The 16,668-nt window shown below is 69.5% G+C and carries 16 protein-coding genes; 9 read left to right on the forward strand and 7 right to left on the reverse strand.

Translation table 11 applies throughout. The annotated features are described in order from the left end of the window. Positions 1-2: 2 nt before the first annotated feature. The 6 genes from ACU5AX_RS03550 to ACU5AX_RS03575 form a co-directional block, all read right to left on the reverse strand. Positions 3-1,130, reverse strand: a complete 1,128-nt coding sequence (locus ACU5AX_RS03550; RefSeq protein ID WP_446689685.1) for a TonB family protein — start codon at positions 1,128-1,130, stop codon at positions 3-5. A 36-nt stretch (positions 1,131-1,166) separates the two neighbouring features. Beyond that, positions 1,167-1,967 (reverse strand): SDR family NAD(P)-dependent oxidoreductase, encoded by an 801-nt coding sequence (locus tag ACU5AX_RS03555; protein ID WP_446689686.1) that lies wholly within the window; start codon positions 1,965-1,967, stop codon positions 1,167-1,169. Continuing rightward, entirely contained in the window at positions 1,967-2,728 is a 762-nt protein-coding gene (locus tag ACU5AX_RS03560) for an SDR family oxidoreductase (protein WP_446689687.1), read from the reverse strand. Before ACU5AX_RS03560 ends, ACU5AX_RS03555 begins: the two co-directional genes overlap by 1 nt. Before the next feature lie 80 nt (positions 2,729-2,808). After that, positions 2,809-3,861 carry a phosphotransferase family protein gene (locus ACU5AX_RS03565; protein WP_446689688.1) on the reverse strand — a complete coding sequence of 351 codons (1,053 nt, stop codon included), beginning with the start codon at positions 3,859-3,861 and terminating at the stop codon, positions 2,809-2,811. A 133-nt stretch (positions 3,862-3,994) separates the two neighbouring features. Next, on the reverse strand, positions 3,995-5,089 hold the full coding sequence (locus ACU5AX_RS03570) for a Zn-dependent alcohol dehydrogenase (RefSeq protein ID WP_446689689.1): 1,095 nt from the start codon (positions 5,087-5,089) through the stop codon (positions 3,995-3,997). Positions 5,090-5,218: 129 nt separating this feature from the next. Beyond that, positions 5,219-6,481, reverse strand: coding sequence for an acyl-CoA dehydrogenase family protein (locus ACU5AX_RS03575; protein ID WP_446689690.1), 1,263 nt, complete (start codon positions 6,479-6,481; stop codon positions 5,219-5,221). A 156-nt stretch (positions 6,482-6,637) separates the two neighbouring features. Between ACU5AX_RS03575 and ACU5AX_RS03580 the strand changes: the two genes are divergently transcribed. From ACU5AX_RS03580 to ACU5AX_RS03620, 9 genes are all read left to right on the forward strand, one after another. Further along, on the forward strand, positions 6,638-7,903 hold the full coding sequence (locus tag ACU5AX_RS03580) for a TetR/AcrR family transcriptional regulator (RefSeq protein ID WP_446689691.1): 1,266 nt from the start codon (positions 6,638-6,640) through the stop codon (positions 7,901-7,903). Between the two features lie 143 nt (positions 7,904-8,046). After that, positions 8,047-8,568, forward strand: coding sequence for a MarR family winged helix-turn-helix transcriptional regulator (locus tag ACU5AX_RS03585; RefSeq protein ID WP_198352713.1), 522 nt, complete (start codon positions 8,047-8,049; stop codon positions 8,566-8,568). An 82-nt stretch (positions 8,569-8,650) separates the two neighbouring features. Beyond that, on the forward strand, positions 8,651-9,877 hold the full coding sequence (locus ACU5AX_RS03590) for an MFS transporter (RefSeq protein ID WP_446689692.1): 1,227 nt from the start codon (positions 8,651-8,653) through the stop codon (positions 9,875-9,877). Next, positions 9,874-10,563 carry a glutathione S-transferase N-terminal domain-containing protein gene (locus ACU5AX_RS03595; protein ID WP_446689693.1) on the forward strand — a complete coding sequence of 230 codons (690 nt, stop codon included), beginning with the start codon at positions 9,874-9,876 and terminating at the stop codon, positions 10,561-10,563. The genes ACU5AX_RS03590 and ACU5AX_RS03595 overlap by 4 nt, the downstream gene beginning before the upstream one ends. Before the next feature lie 60 nt (positions 10,564-10,623). Continuing rightward, entirely contained in the window at positions 10,624-11,394 is a 771-nt protein-coding gene (locus tag ACU5AX_RS03600) for a thioesterase family protein (RefSeq protein ID WP_446689694.1), read from the forward strand. A gap of 117 nt (positions 11,395-11,511) precedes the next feature. Continuing rightward, positions 11,512-12,033 carry an EF-hand domain-containing protein gene (locus ACU5AX_RS03605; RefSeq protein WP_446689695.1) on the forward strand — a complete coding sequence of 174 codons (522 nt, stop codon included), beginning with the start codon at positions 11,512-11,514 and terminating at the stop codon, positions 12,031-12,033. 94 nt (positions 12,034-12,127) lie between these two features. After that, positions 12,128-12,847 (forward strand): response regulator, encoded by a 720-nt coding sequence (locus ACU5AX_RS03610; protein ID WP_198353382.1) that lies wholly within the window; start codon positions 12,128-12,130, stop codon positions 12,845-12,847. Continuing rightward, positions 12,844-14,217, forward strand: a complete 1,374-nt coding sequence (locus tag ACU5AX_RS03615) for a sensor histidine kinase (RefSeq protein WP_446689696.1) — start codon at positions 12,844-12,846, stop codon at positions 14,215-14,217. The genes ACU5AX_RS03610 and ACU5AX_RS03615 overlap by 4 nt, the downstream gene beginning before the upstream one ends. A gap of 87 nt (positions 14,218-14,304) precedes the next feature. Further along, positions 14,305-15,354: a spore coat protein U domain-containing protein gene (locus ACU5AX_RS03620; RefSeq protein WP_446689697.1), complete on the forward strand. Its 1,050-nt coding sequence runs from the start codon at positions 14,305-14,307 to the stop codon at positions 15,352-15,354. A 3-nt stretch (positions 15,355-15,357) separates the two neighbouring features. On the opposite strand, the gene ACU5AX_RS03625 is transcribed toward ACU5AX_RS03620, so the two are convergent. Beyond that, complete coding sequence (locus ACU5AX_RS03625) at positions 15,358-16,638, reverse strand: MFS transporter (RefSeq protein ID WP_446689698.1); 1,281 nt, start codon at positions 16,636-16,638, stop codon at positions 15,358-15,360. Positions 16,639-16,668: the final 30 nt, after the last annotated feature.

A 16,668-nucleotide genomic window follows, 5' to 3' on the forward strand; every position in this document is an offset into this window, starting at 1 on the left:
GCTCAGTCGGGCGGGGGCAGCGGCGTCGGCGTTGGATCCAGACGCTCCGGCGCACCCGGTTTGGACATGACATAGCGGACACGATCGACACAGCCGATATAGCCGGCCTGCGACGGAGGCAGCGATGCGTTGCGGATCATCGCCATCGCCGCATCGCCGAACTCCCCGGTCGGCTCGGCCGAGAGCACGTGGACGTTGCCGGTCTCGCCCCAGGGGGCGACATCGTAAGCGATCATCGCCCATCCCTCGATGCTGCGCCGTCGATAGGGCCCCGGATAGGTGAGTTGCGGTGCGCGTACCCAGCCATGCTTGGATGGGCAGGTCGCACCCGCCGGGCGGACCGCCTCTTCTTCGGGCGGGATCGGCGCGGGCAGCGTCGCCGGCGCCTTGAAATAAGGGAACAGGCAGCCGGTCCGCGCGCCGGCGACGAACCGGCTGCGCTGCACCGCCTGTCGCGCGGCGGCGTCGAGCGCCGGCTGGCTGCTGCCCGTGACGGTGCGGACCGCGACCGGCTTGCCGTTGCGGTCGATGTCGAAGCCGACCATCGACCAGGCAAGCGCGCCGCGCTGCTCCGGCAATTTGGCGAAATCCGGGTAAGCGCGCAGCAGCACGTCCGGCGTCGGATCGTAGCAGGTCGCACCTGCCGGCCGGATGCGGCGCCAGACCGCCTCGGTCGGCGTTGCACTGGGGAAGACCGAATAGGCGCGGACATCGTCGACCGGCGCCGCCGACAGGCGGCTGCGGCTGTCGGTGAACGTCACCGTGCAGCGTTCTCGCGCCGCGCCCGCGGCGAAGCGCGATGCCGCAAAGGCGGGCATGACGTCCTGCGCATCGGCGACATAGCCTGTGCTCTCGCGGCGGATCGACAGCGGTCGGCCCTGGTCATCGATGCGAAACGTGAGCGTCAGCGTACGCTGCAGGCCGGTGCTGCCCGCCCAGGTCAGGGTGCGGCCGGGATCGACCGGCTGAGTCATCGCCGCGGTCGCCATGCTGCCGCCCGCCGCCGCGCACAGCACGGGGCTGCGGGTCCAGCGGACCAGATATTGCTGCGGCAGATCGACGGCGATCATCGCGGGCGGCGGCACCTGCGCGGCGGCCAGGGCGATAGCGGATGAGGCCAGGGCGATCATCTGGCCATCTTGATCCGCTCCTGTGACGGCTGCAAGTCAGACCGCCGTCTTGCCGTATTCCTGGCGGGTGACGGGGTGGCTGGACGACAGGCCGCCGTCGACGACGAGGGCATGGCCGTTGACGTAGCTCGCCGCGTCGGAGGCGAGGAAGGCGATCGCCTCCGCCAGCTCCTCCGGCCGGGCACCGCGCTGCAGGGGGTTGAGCCGGCCGAGCCGGTCCGCCTTCCCCGCCTCGCGGGCATAATCGAAGGTCGGCTGGGTCATGCCGGTCTCGGTCAGGCCGGGGCAGACGGCGTTGACCCGCACGTTGCTGCCCGACAGCTGCTGCGCGGCGACCTGCGCCAGGTTGATGACGCCAGCCTTGGACGCCGAATAGGCAGGCGAGCCGGCGCCGGAGCGCAGGCCGGCGACGCTGGCGGTCAGCACGATCGCGCCGCCGCCCCGTGCCGCGATGCGGGGGGCGGCGTGCTTCACGGCAAGGAAGGGGCCGATCAGATTGACCCGCAGCACCTCGCTGATCAGCGCCACGTCTGTGTCGAACAGATTGGCGAGACCGCCGGAGATGCCGGCATTGGCGACCATCACGTCGAGCCCGCCGAACCGGTCGCAGGCGAGTGCCACGATGCGCTCGACATCCGGTTCCGCACCCGCGTCGCCCCGAACCGCGAGCGCCGAACCGCCGGCATCGGCGATCAGTGCCGCCGTCTCGTCCGCCCCGTCGCTGAGGTCGGCGACGACGACACGCGCGCCCTCGGCGGCGAACAAGCGGGCGGCGGCGCGACCGATGCCGGAGCCGGCGCCGGTGACGATCACCGACTTGCCGTCGAAGCGCGCCATCAGATCGTCACCCCGCCGTCGACGACCAGCGCCTGGCCGGTCATGTAGCGGCTGGCGTCGGCGGCGAGGTAGACGATCGTCCCGGCGATATCGACCGGCTCGCCAAGCCGGCGCAGCGGCGTGTGGCGACTCGACCGCTCCTCCGCCTGCGGCGTGTCCCACAGGGCGCGGGCGAAGTCGGTCTTGATCAGGCCGGGCGCGACGCAATTCACCCGGACGTTGTCGGGGCCGTATTCGACCGCATAGTTGCGGGCGAGTTGGAAGTCGGCGGCCTTGGAGACATTGTAGGCGCCGATCACGTCCGAGCCGCGCAGGCCGCCGACCGACGAGACGATGATGATCGAACCGTCACGGCGCTCGCGCATCTCCGGCGCGACCATCTGGATCAGCCAGTGGTTGGACAGGATGTTGTTGTCGAGGATCTTGCGGAACTGGTCGTCGGCGATGCCGGCAAGCGGGCCGTAATAGGGGTTGGAAGCGGCGTTGCAGACCAGCACGTCGATCCGGCCCCATGCGGCGCGGGTCTGCTCGACCAGCGCTTGCAACGCCGCCTTGTCGGAGATGCTGGCGGCGATCGCCAGCGCGCGGCCGGGGCCGACCTCCGCCTCGATCTCGGCGGCGACCGCCTCGCAGGCGTCCTGCTTGCGGCTGGAGATGACCACCCTGGCGCCGTGGCGGGCCAGTTCGATGGCGCTGGCCTTGCCGATGCCGCGGCTGGAGCCGGTGACGATAGCGACCTTGCCGGTCAGGTCGAACAACATGCGGACAGTCTCCCGAAAGGTCTCAAAAGTCGCGCTCAGAACGCATTTTCATAGCTGAGATTATGTCTCAGATATGACTTCTAAGCTCCTGCCAGTTGGGCAAAGTGCCAGGATGCGGCCGCGAGACGGTAGACCTGCGCCGCGGAGCGCTCCGCCTGGGCGCTGGACGCGGTGCCGTCGACGATGCGCTTCTTGATACCCTGGACGATGCCGGTGAGGCGGAACAGATTATACGCGAAATACCAGTTGAGGTCGGGCACGCCGTCGCGGCCCGTGGCGGCGCAATAGCGTTCGACGATCGCCTCGATCGGCGGGATGCCGGTCGCCGGCCCGGTCATGCCCTTGACCCCGGAGCGCCCCTCTGGCTCGGTGACCCAGCTCATCAGGAAGTAGGAGAAATCGGCGAGCGGATCGCCGAGCGTCGACAATTCCCAGTCGAGCACCGCCCGCACGCGCGGCTCGGCGGCGTCGAAGATCATATTGTCGATGCGATAGTCGCCGTGGACGATCGAGGTGCGCGTCTGTTCGGGCACGGTGCGCGGTAGCCAGTCGATCAGCCGGTCGACGTCGGGCATCACCTCCGTCTCGCTGGCGCGATACTGGCGCGTCCAGCGTTCGACCTGACGCGCGAAATAATTGCCGGGTTTGCCGTAATCGCCGAGACCAGCGGCCTGATAATCGGTGCTATGGAGCGCCGCCAGCGTGTCGACCATCGCATGGTAGAGGGCGGTGCGCTGCTCGGGCGCGTAGCCGGGCAAGGTGCCGTCCCACAGGTTGCGGCCGTCGACCATCGCCATGACGTAGAAGACCGCGCCGATGATGCCCTCGTCCTCGCACAAGCCGTAGGGGCGCGCGACCGGAAAGCCGGTCGGATGGAGGCCGGCGATCAGCCGATATTCGCGGTCGACCGCATGGGCGGAGGGCAGCAGCGGCCCGAACGGCTTGCGGCGCAGGACACAGGCGCCCGACGGGCTGTCGAGCCGGTAGGTGGGGTTGGACTGGCCGCCGGCGAATTTCGCGTAGCTGAGCGGGCCGCGGAAGCCGGCGACGTTCGCCGTCATCCAGTCGGCGAGCCGGTCGAGGTCGAGGCGGTCCTTGTCCGCGACGGGGATGGTCTGGGGGGCGTCGGTCATGGGCTTTCCGAAGTTCGTCATTCCCGCGATGGCGGGAATCGAGAAACGCTGAGGTTGCTAGTTCTCGTTGGGATTGCGCGTCTGGATCCCCGCCTTCGCGGGGATGACGGAAGAGAGGCGGGCAGGCCGCGTATCATTCGAACACGATCACGCTGCGCGTGGTGTCGCCGCGGCGCAGTTCGTCGAAGGCGTGGTTGATCCGGTCCAGCGGCATCCGGTCGGCGATGATCGTGTCGAGGTCGAGCAAACCGCGCTGGTAGAAGTCGACCAGCCGCGGGATGTCGACCGGAAAGCGGTTGTAGCCCATGAAACCACCCTGCAGCGTCTTGCCCGACAACAGGTCGAGCGCCGACAGGCCGACGCTCTCGTTAGGCGGCAGCATGCCGAGGATCGTCGCGGTCCCGCCGCGGCGCAGCACCTTGACCGCGGTCGCCGCCGATTGCGGCCGACCGACCGCCTCGATCGCATGGTGCACGCCGCCGCGGGTGATCGCCACCACCTCGTCGGCGGCGGTGTCGCTGGCGGCGTCGATCGTGTGGGTGGCGCCCAGTTTCTCGGCGAGGCCGCGCTTCTCGGCGACGGGATCGAGCGCGATGATCTTGCCCGCACCGGCGATCCGCGCGGCGTTGACCGCGGCGAGCCCGATCCCGCCGCAACCGACGACGCAGACCGTCTCGCCCGGCGTAACGTCGGCAGCGTTGAACACCGCCCCTGCCCCGGTCGTCACCGCACAGCCGATCAGCGCGGCCCGATCGAGCGGCATGTCGCGGTCGATCGCGACGCAGGCATGGTCGTGGACCAGCATCATCTCCGCATAAGCGGACAGGTTGAGCATCTGCGCGATGGGACGCCCATTCGGCCCCACGCCGAGCCTGAGCCGCGGCGGCGCCGAGCGCGGGCGACGGATGCTGCTGTCGACGCACAGGAACATCCGCCCCGAGACACAGAATTCGCAATGCCCGCAGAAGGCGGAGAGGCAGGTGACGACATGGTCGCCGACCTTGACCGTGCGCACCTCCTCGCCGACCGCCTCGACGATCCCCGCCGCCTCATGGCCCGGGATTGTTGGCAGCGGATGCGGATAGACCCCGTCGACGAAATGCAGGTCGGACCGGCAGACGCCGACGGCGGCGACGCGGATCAACACTTCGTGCGGACCGGGCGCGTCGATGGTGACATCCTCGATCACCAGCGGCGTCTTGGCTTCGTAGAGGACGGCGGCTTTCATGTCAGATATCCCCCTGCGTCATCCCGGCGAACGCCGGGACCCATGGATGCGATCGGCGACTGATCCGCGCCACATCGATGGCAGTGTGTCCATGGGTCCCGGCATTCGCCGGGATGACGAAGAGAGAACTCACCGTCCCGGCCGCTCCAGCGCGATATCGGCATATTTTCCGAATTCGGCGCGGGCGATGGCGCGGTTGTGGACCTCGTCGGGGCCGTCGGCGAAGCGCAGGGTCCGCATCGCCGCCCAGGCGTGCGCGAGTTCGAAATCGCCCGACACGCCGGCGCCGCCATGCGCCTGGATCGCGTCGTCGAGGATCTGCAGCGCCATGTTCGGCGCCTGTACCTTGATCATCGCGATCTCGAGCTGCGCGGCCTTGTTGCCCGCCTTGTCCATCATGTCGGCGGCCTTGAGGCACAGCAGCCGGGTCATCTCGATATCGATGCGCGCGCGTGCGATCCGCTGCTCCCAGACCGATTGGTCGGCGATCCTCTTGCCGAAGGCGACGCGGGTGAGCAGCCGCTTCGCCATCGCCTCGATCGCCGTCTCCGCCACGCCGATCGTGCGCATGCAATGATGGATGCGGCCGGGGCCAAGGCGCCCCTGCGCGATCTCGAACCCGCGCCCCTCGCCGAGTAGCATGTTGGACGCCGGCACGCGGACGTTGTCGAGCCGCACCTGGCCGTGGCCGTGCGGTGCGTGGTCATAGCCATAGACGGTGAGCATCCGCTCGATCGTCACGCCCGGCGCGTCCATCGGCACCAGGATCATGCTCTGCTGGGCGTGGCGCTTCGCCTCGGGATCGGTCTTGCCCATGACGATCGCGACGCGGCAGCGCGGATCGCCGACCCCGCTCGACCACCATTTGGTGCCGGAAATGACGTAATCGTCGCCGTCGCGGACCATCCGCGTCTCGATATTGGTCGCGTCCGACGAGGCGACCGCCGGCTCGGTCATCAGAAAGGCGGAGCGGATGTCGCCGTGCATCAGCGGCGCCAGCCATTCGTCCTTCTGCGCGCGCGTGCCGTAGCGGAGCAGCACTTCCATGTTGCCCGTGTCGGGCGCCGAGCAGTTGAAGCATTCCGACGCCCAGCCGACCTTGCCCATCTCCTCCGCGCACAGCGCATATTCGAGATTGCTGAGCTGCGTGCCCTCGAATTCGAACGTGTCGTCGACCGGCGGCCGGCCGGAATGCGGCGGCATGAAGAAATTCCACAGCCCCGCCGCCTTGGCGCGCGCCTTCACCTCCTCGATGACCGGGATCACCTTCCAGCGTTCGCCGTCATGCTCCTGCGCATCGTATTCGGCCTGGCGCGGGCGGATCTCGGCATCGATGAAGGCACGTACCCGGTCGCGGAACACGGTCTCGCGCGCACTCAGGGTGAAGTCCATACAGGCTCCTCTCGAAGGGCGTTCTACGCCATACCCTTTTTTCGGTAAAGCATCGGCAGCGGCAGGCAAGAGCCAATCTGCCCTGCGTTCCGCAGGGTGAAGGCAAACGATCAAAAAATGCTGTTTCTTCGAAAGCGCGATTGATACAAGGGCGTGATGAACCAGGCGGGGACGGCGGCCGATGCGGCCGCAGCGACGATCGGCGGCGACGAGGAACACGGCACGAAGCGATTCCGCGCCAAGCGCGACGCGATCCTGGCCGCCGCTGCGGAAGCGATCAACGAACAAAGCGCCAAGGGCATGACCTTCGCCGACGTCGCCCGCCGCGTCGGCCTGAACACGACCAGCGTCACTTATTATTTCAAGCGCAAGGAGGATCTGGCCGCCGCCGCCTTCGAGCATACGCTCGATCAGTTGCTGGCGATGCTCGACACTGCCGCGGCGGAGCCGGACGCCGAGGCGCGCGTCCGCCGCTTCCTGGCGCTCAACATGGCGCGGCTGGCACGGGTGCAGCGCGGCGAGGACCGCGCCATGGCGGTGCTGTCCGACCTGCGCGCGACGGAGGAGCCGAACCGCAGCCGGCTGATGACCGGCTGGCGCGAGGTGTTCCGACGGACCCGCGCGCTCTGGGACCCGGCGCCGAGCCGCGTGCACACCGACCTGCACGGCGCACGGGCACATGTGCTGCTCGAGAACATCTTTTGGCTGCCGGCCTGGCTGACCCGCTACGAACCCGACCAATACGACCGGGTCGAGACGCGGCTGATGGACGTGTTCGCGCACGGCATCGCCGGCGCGCGGTCGCTCTGGTCGCCGCAGCCGATCGACCTCGAACATGCCGAGACCGAGCCAGGGCGTGCCGCCTTTTTGCTGGCGGCGACGCGGCTGATCAACCAACTCGGCTATCGCGGCGCCTCCGTGCAGCGGATCGCCGCGGAGCTCAACGTCACCAAGGGCAGCTTCTACCATCATCTCGACGCCAAGGACGATCTGGTCACCGCTTGCTATCAACGCAGCTTCGACACGATCTCCGACTGTCAGCGGCTCGCCGACGCGCACGGCGGCAGCCAGTGGCAGCGGTTGGTCAGCGTCATCGCCACTCTGCTCGACGTGCAGTTCGCCGAGCGCGCGCCGCTGCTGCGCACCACTGCGCTGAGCGGACTGCCGGCCGACGTGCGCACCGCGATGGTCGATCGGTCCAACCGGATCGCGCGCCGCTTCGCCGGTACGATGATGGACGGCATCGCCGAAGGATCGATCCGCGCGGTCGACGCACTGATCGCGGCGCAGGCGCTGATGGCGCTGCAGAATGCGGCCTTCGACATGCGCAAATGGGCGGGCACGATGCCGCGCGAGCGGGCCATCGCCATCTACGCCTCGACCCTGCTGTTCGGCATGTTCGACGACCGGGCGATCGGCTGAACCGGACGCCGCCGCGGTATACCGTGTCCCGTTCGGTCGAATTTTTTACAGGATAGGGTGCGGATGTTGTCCTTCGGCATCGTCTCCACGGCAAGGGACGGGAACATCACCGGGCCCGTCTAGCTTCAGCCGAGAAGGGATCGATGGCCGAACCGATCAAGCCCCCCGCCGCCCAGTTCCTCCGCGACGACGTGATCCGCGGTGGCATGGACCTGTTGCTGTTTGCGCACAAATCGCACCTGCGCCACGCCGATGGCGAACTCGGCGCGCTGGGCCTGGGGCGGGCGCATCACCGCTGTCTCTATTTCATCGGCCGACGCCCCGACCTGTCGGTCGGCGAATTGCTGTCGCTGCTCGGCGTCACCAAACAGTCTTTGGGCCGGGTGCTCGGCGCCTTGGTCGAGCGCGAACTGGTCGCGCAGCGGACCGGCGACACCGATCGTCGCCAGCGGCTGCTGCGCCTGACCCCTGCGGGCGAGGCGCTGGAGCAGCGGCTGTTCAGCGGGTTGCACGGCAACATGAGCCGCGCCTATGCCGCCTCCGGCGAGGATGCGGTCACCGGCTATTGGACGATGATGCAGAATCTGATGAGCGACGAGGCGCAGCGCCAATTCGCCGACTTCCATGCTGCGCCGGTGCGCGGCCGCGAGGCCATGGCGCAATAGCCGCCGCCCCGTGCACGGCACGGGGCGATCGCCTTTCTCCCGCAACCCCGCTACACCGCGGCAGGGTTCCGGGGGGAGTCGCATGAGGTTCGAACATCGCGCGGTGCCGATCGTGCTGGCGGCAGTGGTCATCGACGTGATCGGCTTCGGCATCGTCATGCCGGTGCTGCCGGCGCTGATCACCCATATGGGGCATGTCGACCTGGCGCGGGCGACGCGGGTGTCGGGCTGGCTGCTTGCGGTGTTCGCCTTTACCCAATTCTTTGCCGGACCCGTGCTCGGACAGCTCGGCGACCGGTTCGGCCGACGGCCGGTGCTGATCGCGTCGATGGCGGCGTTCAGCCTCGACTATCTACTGATGGCGGCGGCGCCGACGCTCGCCTGGCTGTTCGTCGGCCGCGCCATCGCGGGGATCGCCGGCGCCACCTATGGCCCGGCCGGCGCGGTGATCGCCGACACGACGCCGCCGGACAAGCGCGGCGCGACCTTCGGCCTGCTCGGCGCGGCGTTCGGCATCGGCTTCATCCTCGGCCCGGCGCTCGGCGGGATCGCCGCTGCGCTCGGCACGCGCGCGCCCTTCGTCGTCGCCGCCGCTTTGTCCGCGCTCAACGCGCTGGCGATGGCGGCACTGCTGCCCGAGACGCTGGATCGCGACGCACGGCGGCCGTTCCGGCTGCGCGATGCGCATGTTGTCGGTGCATTCAAACCCTTGTTCGCGGCGGGTAATGCGACGCCGCTGCTGGTCGCCTGGTTTCTGTGGCAATTGGGCGGCGCGGTCTATCCGGCGACCTGGGCGTTCTGGGCGGCGATCCGCTTCGGCTGGGACGCGACCGCGATCGGCTGGAGCCTCGCCTGGGTCGGGCTGCTCAGCGTCGTCGTGCAGGTCGGCCTGACGCAGCGGGTGCTGGCGCGCTTCGGCGAGCGCAACGCGGCGATCGTCGGCCTCGGCTGCGCGACGGTGACGTTGGTCGCCTATGCCTTCACCACCCACGGCTGGCAGGTCTATGCCTTCTTCCTGGTCGGCTGCCTCGGCGCCTTCGCTTATCCGGCGCTCAACGCGATCCTGTCGCGGATGGTCGATGCGACGCGGCAGGGCGCGCTGCAGGGCGGGATCGGCAGCATGAACGCGCTCGCCGCGATCCTCGGACCGCTGATCGCGGCGCAGAGCCTGGGCATCGGCGCAGGCCACGGGTTCGACGGCGCGGCCTTTCTGGTCGGCGCGGTCTTGATCGGCGGCGCGGCGGGGATCATCTGGGCGGGCACGCCGCGGATACCCCCCGCCCCCGCCGGCGAGGAGGCACAGCGATGATCGACCTGCACTATTGGCCGACGCCCAACGGGCACAAGATCACGATGATGCTGGAGGAATGCGGCCTCGATTATCGCATCGTGCCGGTCGACATCAGCAAGGGCGAGCAATTCGCCCCCGACTTCCTGACGATCGCGCCGAACAACCGCATGCCGGCGATCGTCGACACCGCGCCGGCGGACGGCGGCGACCCGGTGTCGGTGTTCGAGTCGGGCGCCATCCTGCTTTATCTCGCCGAGAAGACGGGGCGGTTCGGCGGCGATACGCTGCGCGCCCGCGTCACGACGACGCAATGGCTGATGTGGCAGATGGGCGGGCTCGGCCCGATGCTCGGCCAGAACCACCATTTCAACCGCTACGCGCCCGAGAAGGTGCCCTATGCGATCGACCGCTACGTCCGCGAGACCGCGCGGCTGTACGGCGTGCTCGACCGCCAGCTGGCCGGGCGCGAGTTCATCGCCGGCGCCTATTCGATCGCCGACATGGCCTGCTATCCGTGGATCGTGCCACATGCGCTGCAGCAGCAGGATCTGGCGGACTTCCCCAACGTTGCCCGCTGGTTCGCCGCGGTGGCGGCGCGACCGGCGACCGTCGCCGCCTATGCCAGGGGCGCCGAGCTCAGCCGTCCGGATGCGCCGATCAGCGACGAGACGCGGCGCATCCTGTTCGGTCAGGGCAGCCGCTGACCGGCGGGCGGCGCGAAACGATGGTGGCATCGCGGTAGCGACGCGCCTAGCCTGGTGACGATGACCGCACTGAAGACGATCCTCGACACGCTCACGCCGCACGGCGGCGGCTGGCACACCGACATTCCCGCCGACTGGCTGCAGGGTCGAACCGCTTATGGCGGCCTGTCGGCGGCCCTGGCGTTGCATGCCGCGCAAGCGAGCGACAGCGACCTGCCGCCGCTACGATCGGCGCTGGTCGCCTTCGTCGGGCCGCTGAGCGGCCGCGTCAGCGTCCGCGCCGAACGGTTGCGACGCGGGCGCAACGCCGCCTATGTGCAGGCGGACGTGATCGGCGAGGCGGGACTGGGGCTGCGCGCGACCTTCGTGTTCATGGCGCCGGTCGCGTCCACCGTCGATCATCGCATCGACCGCGGCAGCGCCGAGACACCACCCACCGCGGACGCCGCCGTCTACCGCGGCCATCCCGCGGTGACCTTCAGCCGCAACTTCGAGATGGTCGATGCCACCATTGCGCCCGACGCCGGCTGGCGGCGCTGGGTACGGCTTGCCGAGCGCGACGGTCTGGATCCGGCGGTCGAGCTGATCGCGGTCGCCGACTGCCTCCCCCCCGCCGCGCTGCGGCTGGTCGGCGGCCCCGCGCCGGTCAGTTCGATGACGTGGCAGCTCAACCTGCTCGGCCCGCCGGCGCCGACGCGCGACGGCTGGTGGCTGCTCGACAGCGACACCGACTATGCCCATCAGGGCAATTCGAGCCAGCGCATGACCGTCCGCAACGCCGAGGGAACGGTCGTCGCCGAACAGATGCAGAGCGTCGCCCTGTTCGGCTGATCCGCCGCTACAAATTGCGACACTTGGCAGGGGCAACGACATACGATTGCGACATGGCACCGCCAGAAGGGCAAGGCTGAGGCGGGGATCGGCCCCGCCACCCGGAGACGTGATCCGATGCGATTGCCCCTGCTGACCCTTGCCCTCGCGGCGAGCGGCCTCGCCGCCGCCGCCCAGGCGCAGACCGCCACCCCGTCAGCCCCGCCGCCGCCCGGCAACCCGATGATGCGCGCCGACGCCAATCACGACGGCGTCATCACCCGCGACGAGGCCACGGCCGAGGCGGGCGCGCGCTTCGACGCGATGGACGCCAATCACGACGGCACGCTGTCGCCCGACGAGCGCCAGGCCTATCGCGCCACGATGCGGGCGCGGCGGATGGGCGCTGCCCCCGCGGATGCCAAGGCGCCGCCGCCGCCCCCGGCGGGCGGCTATGCCGGCCGCGACGGCGACGTGTCGGTGACGCGCGCCGACTATGTCGCGCGCGCCGCGACGCGCTTCGACCGGATGGACGCCAATCACGACGGCAAGATCGACGCGACCGAAATGGCGCAGATGCGCGGCTTCGGCGGCCGTCGCGGCGGCGGCAGCATGCCTGGCGGCGATACCCCGCCCCCGCCGCCGCCGTCCGACCAGTAACCACCGGACGATCAGCGTTGCACCGGCCGGGCCCGCGACCGTCGCGGTGCCCGGCCGGGTTGCAGGGACGGGCACGATGACTATGGCCGACGAGATGGGAGACACGCCGCACCTGCTGCTCGTCGACGACGAGCGTTCGATCCGCGAGCCGCTGGCACAATATCTCACCCGCCAGGGCTTTCGCGTCACCCAGGCCGCCGACGCGGAAAGCGCGCGCACGCGCCTTGCCGCCTACGCCATCGATCTGGTCATCCTCGACATCATGATGCCGGGCGAGGACGGCCTGTCGCTGTGCCGCCATATCGCCGCGACCAGTGACACGCCGGTGATCCTGCTGACCGCCAAGGCGGAGGAAACCGACCGGATCGTCGGACTGGAAATGGGCGCCGACGATTATGTCGTGAAGCCATTCTCGCCGCGCGAGCTGGCGACCCGCGTCAAGGTGGTGCTGCGCCGCCTGACCGCGGGCGGGGCACGTCAGCATGCGCCGGAAAGCGGCTCCTACGCCTTCGCCGGCTGGGTGCTGAAGACCGGCGAGCGCACGCTCGTCGATCGCGAGGGAGTGTCGGTGCCGCTGTCGACCGGCGAATACAATCTGCTGCTCGCGCTCGTCACCCGGCCGCGGCAGGTCCTCACCCGCGACCAGCTGCTCGACCTGACCCAGGGCCGCGAGGCGGCGGCGTTCGACCGCGCGGTCGACAATCAGGTCAGCCGCCTGCGCCGCAAGATCGAGGCGGACGCCAAGGCGCCGGAGATCATCAAGACGGTGTGGGGCGGCGGCTATACGCTGGCGGCGGAGGTGACGCGGCTGTGACGCGGCGATGGCGCCCGCGCACGCTGGCCGGGCAGATCGCCCTGCTCGTCGCCATCGGCCTGTTCGTCGCGCAGGCGATCAACTTCGGCCTGCTGCTGCGCGAACGGCGCAATTTCCGGCTGGAGCAGACCACCGGCCCGGTCGTCGCCCGGCTGATCGATGCGTCCGAGCGCGCCGCGCGCCCGCGCCCCGACCGGGAGCGCGAGCAACGCGGGCGAGTGCGGCGCTATCCCGCCAATCCGATCCCCGTCACCGCGCCGCGGCTCACCGAGGTCGAGGACGCGCTGCGGTCGACGCTGGCGGAGACCGGCATGCGGCCGGGGCGGATCGTCACCGGCCTGCTGCCGATCGATCCCGCCGACCCGCTGTTGCGCCGGATGCCGCCCAAGCGCGCCGAGCGGATCGTCGCCCGCGGCGCCGAGTTGCGGATCGCGGTCGAACAGCCGGGACGCGGCTGGTGGGTGCTGAGCACCTTCTGGCTGAGCGACGATCGCGATCTGGTCTGGCGGCTAGTCGGCGAGACGGCGGTACTCTACCTGCTCGTGCTGGTGCCGGTGCTGCTCGCCGGGCGGCGGCTGTCGCGCCCCTTGCGCGACCTGACCCGGGCGGCGGAGCGGTTCGGGCCGGGCGACGGCGCCGAGGAGGTGCCGGAAAGCGGGCCGGGCGACGTGCGTCAGCTGATCGCGGCGTTCAACGCGCTGCGGCTGCGCGTCACCGCGATGCTCGAGGAAAAGGATCGGATGCTCGGTGCGATCGGCCACGATCTGCGCACGCCGCTCGCCGCGCTGCGCGTCCGTATCGAATCGGTCGAGGACGAGGGCGACCGCACGCGCATGGCGGCGACGATCGAGGAGATGAACCGCACGCTGGACGACATCCTGTCGCTGGCGCGGATGGGCCGGCCGAGCGAGGCGCCGACCGAGGTCGACCTGGCGGCGCTGGTCGATGCCGTGGTCGAGGATTTCCGCGACCTCGGCCAAGACGTCGCCTTCGAGGAGGTCGAGCGGCTGCGCATGCGGCTGCGCCCGGCGCTGATGCGGCGCGCGGTGCGCAACCTGATCGAGAATGCGGTCAAGTATGGCGGCGGCGCGGAGGTGCGGCTGGCCGTCGCGCCGCATGGCGTCGACATCGAGGTGGCGGATCGCGGACCCGGTATTCCGGAGGAGCGGCTGGAGGACGTGTTCGATCCGTTCACCCGCCTTGAAAGCTCGCGCAACCGCGACACCGGCGGCATCGGTCTCGGCCTGGCGCTGGCGCGCTCGATCGTGCGCGAGGCGGGCGGCGACATCCGGCTGCGCAATCGCGCGGGTGGCGGCCTGTGCGCGGTGATCGCGCTGCCCCGCGGTGCGCGGTCGATCGCACCCGTTTAGCGGCGCGATCGCACCCGTTACGGGTCCGTAATCGGCCGTTTACCGAAGCGGGCGGACACACGGGCATCCATGCTGCCCGAAGGTCCGATGAATCCCTTGCTGCCGCTCCGTCGCCTGATCCTCGGCGTGATCGCCATGCTGTGCGCCGCGATCGTCGCGTCGCCCGCCGCCGCCGCGGGCTGTACCGTCAGCACGTCGCTCGCGCCGGCGATCGGCCCCTATTCACCGGCGGCAATCAAGGCGGCGGCAGTGCCGGCGCAGAAGACGCGCGCCGGCCTGACCTGCGATACGTCGATCATCGTGCTGCTCGGCGGCAATTACATCCGCGGCACGCTGAACACGACCAACGGGCTGAAGCTGACGCGCAGCGGCGGCGGCACCATCGGCTACACGACCTCTGCCGACGCCAACGGCACCTACCCCTTCACGCCGGGCGTGCCGCTCGACTTCATGCAGAACAATCTGCTCAACGTGCTCGGCCTGCTCGGCGGCAGCACGGCCGACCTGCCGCTCTATCTGAAACTGACCGGCGGCACGACGCCGGCGGCGGGCACCTATACCGACCGGATTACGATCGACTGGAGCTGGTATATCTGCCCGGTCTATGCCGCGGGCGTGTGCGCCGGCACACCGAATGCCGGCACCGGCCGCTCGACGATCGACGTGACGCTGACCGTCGCGGCGCAGAATGCGACCATGACGATGACGACCGTGACCAGCTGGGACCCGGTCAACGGCACCAGCAATCCGCGCGACCTGCCGGGGGCGCGACGCCGCGTGTCGGTGGCGATGAGCAATCCCGACATCGTGCCGCTTGACGCCGGCACCATCGGGCTGGTGCTGCCGACGCCGACGCGGGCGGTGGTGGCCTTGGACGGCGACGGCACCGCGTCGTCGACGGTGGTCGGGCTGACCGATGGCTCGCCCGCCTCCGGCGTCACGTTGCGCTATGGCGGGCCGGGCGACACCACCGACGACGTCGACTTTTCGGCGGATGGCGGCGCGACCTGGACCTATGTGCCGGTGGCGGGCAACATCGCCAGCGAGGCGGCGGTGACGCATGTGCGGCTGCGCCCGCGCGGCGCGATGGCGAAGCAATCCTCCTTCACCGTCTCGCTGCCCTATCTGCTGCGCTGAGCCTCAATCCTCCAGGATCGCGCTGTGCCGGCGGGTGTCGCGCATCCGCCAATAGGTGATCAGCGACACGCCGATCATCGCCGTGACATACCAGTAGAAGGCGCGTTCCACGCCGGCCTGCTTGAGCCAAAGCGCGACATATTCGGCCGTGCCGCCGAATGCGGTGTTGGCGAGGGCATAGGGCAGCGCGACGCCGAGCGCGCGGATATGGGCGGGGAACAGCTCCGCCTTCACCACCGCATTGATCGCGGTATAGCCGCTGACGATGACCAGAGCGATCATCACCAGCGCGAAGGCGGCGATGGGGCTGTGGACACGCTCCAGGGCGGAGAAGATCGGTACGGTCGCAATGAGGCCGAGCACGCCGAAGCCGATCATCAGCGGCCGCCGGCCGATCCGGTCCGACAAGACGCCCGCGACCGGCTGCAGCGCGGCATAGAGCGCCAGCGCGGCGGTCATGATCCAGGTCGCGGTCTCGCGCGAGAAGCCGGTCGTGTTGACCAGGAACTTCTGCATGTAGGTCGTATAGGCGTAGAAGGCGAGCGTGCCTCCGGCGGTGAGCAGGATCACCGTCGCCGCCTGACGCGGGTGGCGGCTGAACAACAGCCAGCCGCTCGACCGCGGCTGGTCGCGGGCGTTTTCGAACGCCTGCGTCTCGGCGAGGCCGCGGCGGATGCGAAAGACGACGATGGCGAGCAGCCCGCCGAGCGCGAAGGGGATGCGCCATCCCCAGGATTCCAGCTGCGCCTCGCTCAGCACCGCCTGCAACAGCAACAGGGTGAACAGCGCGAGCAACTGCCCCGCGATCAGCGTGACGTACTGGAAGGAGGAGAAGAAGCCCCGCCGCTCGCGCCCCGCCATCTCCGACAGATAAACCGCGCTGGCGCCATATTCGCCACCGACGCTCAACCCCTGCATCAGCCGGGCGACGACGAGCAGCGCCGGCGCGCCCCAGCGGATCGACTCGTAGGATGGCGACACCGCGATCAGGAAGGCGCCGGCGCACATCAGCACCACCGACAGCGTCAGCCCCGCCTTGCGGCCGTAGCGGTCGGCGTAGATGCCCATGATCCACGCGCCGACCGGCCGCATCACGAACCCCACCGCGAAGATCGCGGCGGTGTTGAGCAATTGCGCGGTCGGATTGCCCTTCGGGAAGAAGTGCGGCGCGAAATAGAGGCCGAAGGCGGAATAGACATACCAGTCGAACCATTCGACGAGGTTGCCGGCCGAGCCGCCGAGGATCGAACGAAGACGATGGTTGGGGGTGGCCGGTGCGGTCATCGCGCCAGCATAGCCATGCTGGCCGGGGCG

Source organism: Sphingomonas benefaciens (assembly GCF_052907485.1).

What these genes read in the sequence shown, in the direction of transcription:
- ACU5AX_RS03550 (WP_446689685.1), bottom strand. Translation starts at nt 1,130, where the DNA reads ATGATCGCCCTGGCCTCATCCGCTATCGCCCTGGCCGCCGCGCAGGTG.
- ACU5AX_RS03555 (WP_446689686.1), bottom strand. Translation starts at nt 1,967, where the DNA reads ATGGCGCGCTTCGACGGCAAGTCGGTGATCGTCACCGGCGCCGGCTCC.
- ACU5AX_RS03560 (WP_446689687.1), bottom strand. Translation starts at nt 2,728, where the DNA reads ATGTTGTTCGACCTGACCGGCAAGGTCGCTATCGTCACCGGCTCCAGC.
- ACU5AX_RS03565 (WP_446689688.1), bottom strand. Translation starts at nt 3,861, where the DNA reads ATGACCGACGCCCCCCAGACCATCCCCGTCGCGGACAAGGACCGCCTC.
- ACU5AX_RS03570 (WP_446689689.1), bottom strand. Translation starts at nt 5,089, where the DNA reads ATGAAAGCCGCCGTCCTCTACGAAGCCAAGACGCCGCTGGTGATCGAG.
- ACU5AX_RS03575 (WP_446689690.1), bottom strand. Translation starts at nt 6,481, where the DNA reads ATGGACTTCACCCTGAGTGCGCGCGAGACCGTGTTCCGCGACCGGGTA.
- ACU5AX_RS03580 (WP_446689691.1), top strand. Translation starts at nt 6,638, where the DNA reads ATGAACCAGGCGGGGACGGCGGCCGATGCGGCCGCAGCGACGATCGGC.
- ACU5AX_RS03585 (WP_198352713.1), top strand. Translation starts at nt 8,047, where the DNA reads ATGGCCGAACCGATCAAGCCCCCCGCCGCCCAGTTCCTCCGCGACGAC.
- ACU5AX_RS03590 (WP_446689692.1), top strand. Translation starts at nt 8,651, where the DNA reads ATGAGGTTCGAACATCGCGCGGTGCCGATCGTGCTGGCGGCAGTGGTC.
- ACU5AX_RS03595 (WP_446689693.1), top strand. Translation starts at nt 9,874, where the DNA reads ATGATCGACCTGCACTATTGGCCGACGCCCAACGGGCACAAGATCACG.
- ACU5AX_RS03600 (WP_446689694.1), top strand. Translation starts at nt 10,624, where the DNA reads ATGACCGCACTGAAGACGATCCTCGACACGCTCACGCCGCACGGCGGC.
- ACU5AX_RS03605 (WP_446689695.1), top strand. Translation starts at nt 11,512, where the DNA reads ATGCGATTGCCCCTGCTGACCCTTGCCCTCGCGGCGAGCGGCCTCGCC.
- ACU5AX_RS03610 (WP_198353382.1), top strand. Translation starts at nt 12,128, where the DNA reads ATGGGAGACACGCCGCACCTGCTGCTCGTCGACGACGAGCGTTCGATC.
- ACU5AX_RS03620 (WP_446689697.1), top strand. Translation starts at nt 14,305, where the DNA reads ATGAATCCCTTGCTGCCGCTCCGTCGCCTGATCCTCGGCGTGATCGCC.
- ACU5AX_RS03625 (WP_446689698.1), bottom strand. Translation starts at nt 16,638, where the DNA reads ATGACCGCACCGGCCACCCCCAACCATCGTCTTCGTTCGATCCTCGGC.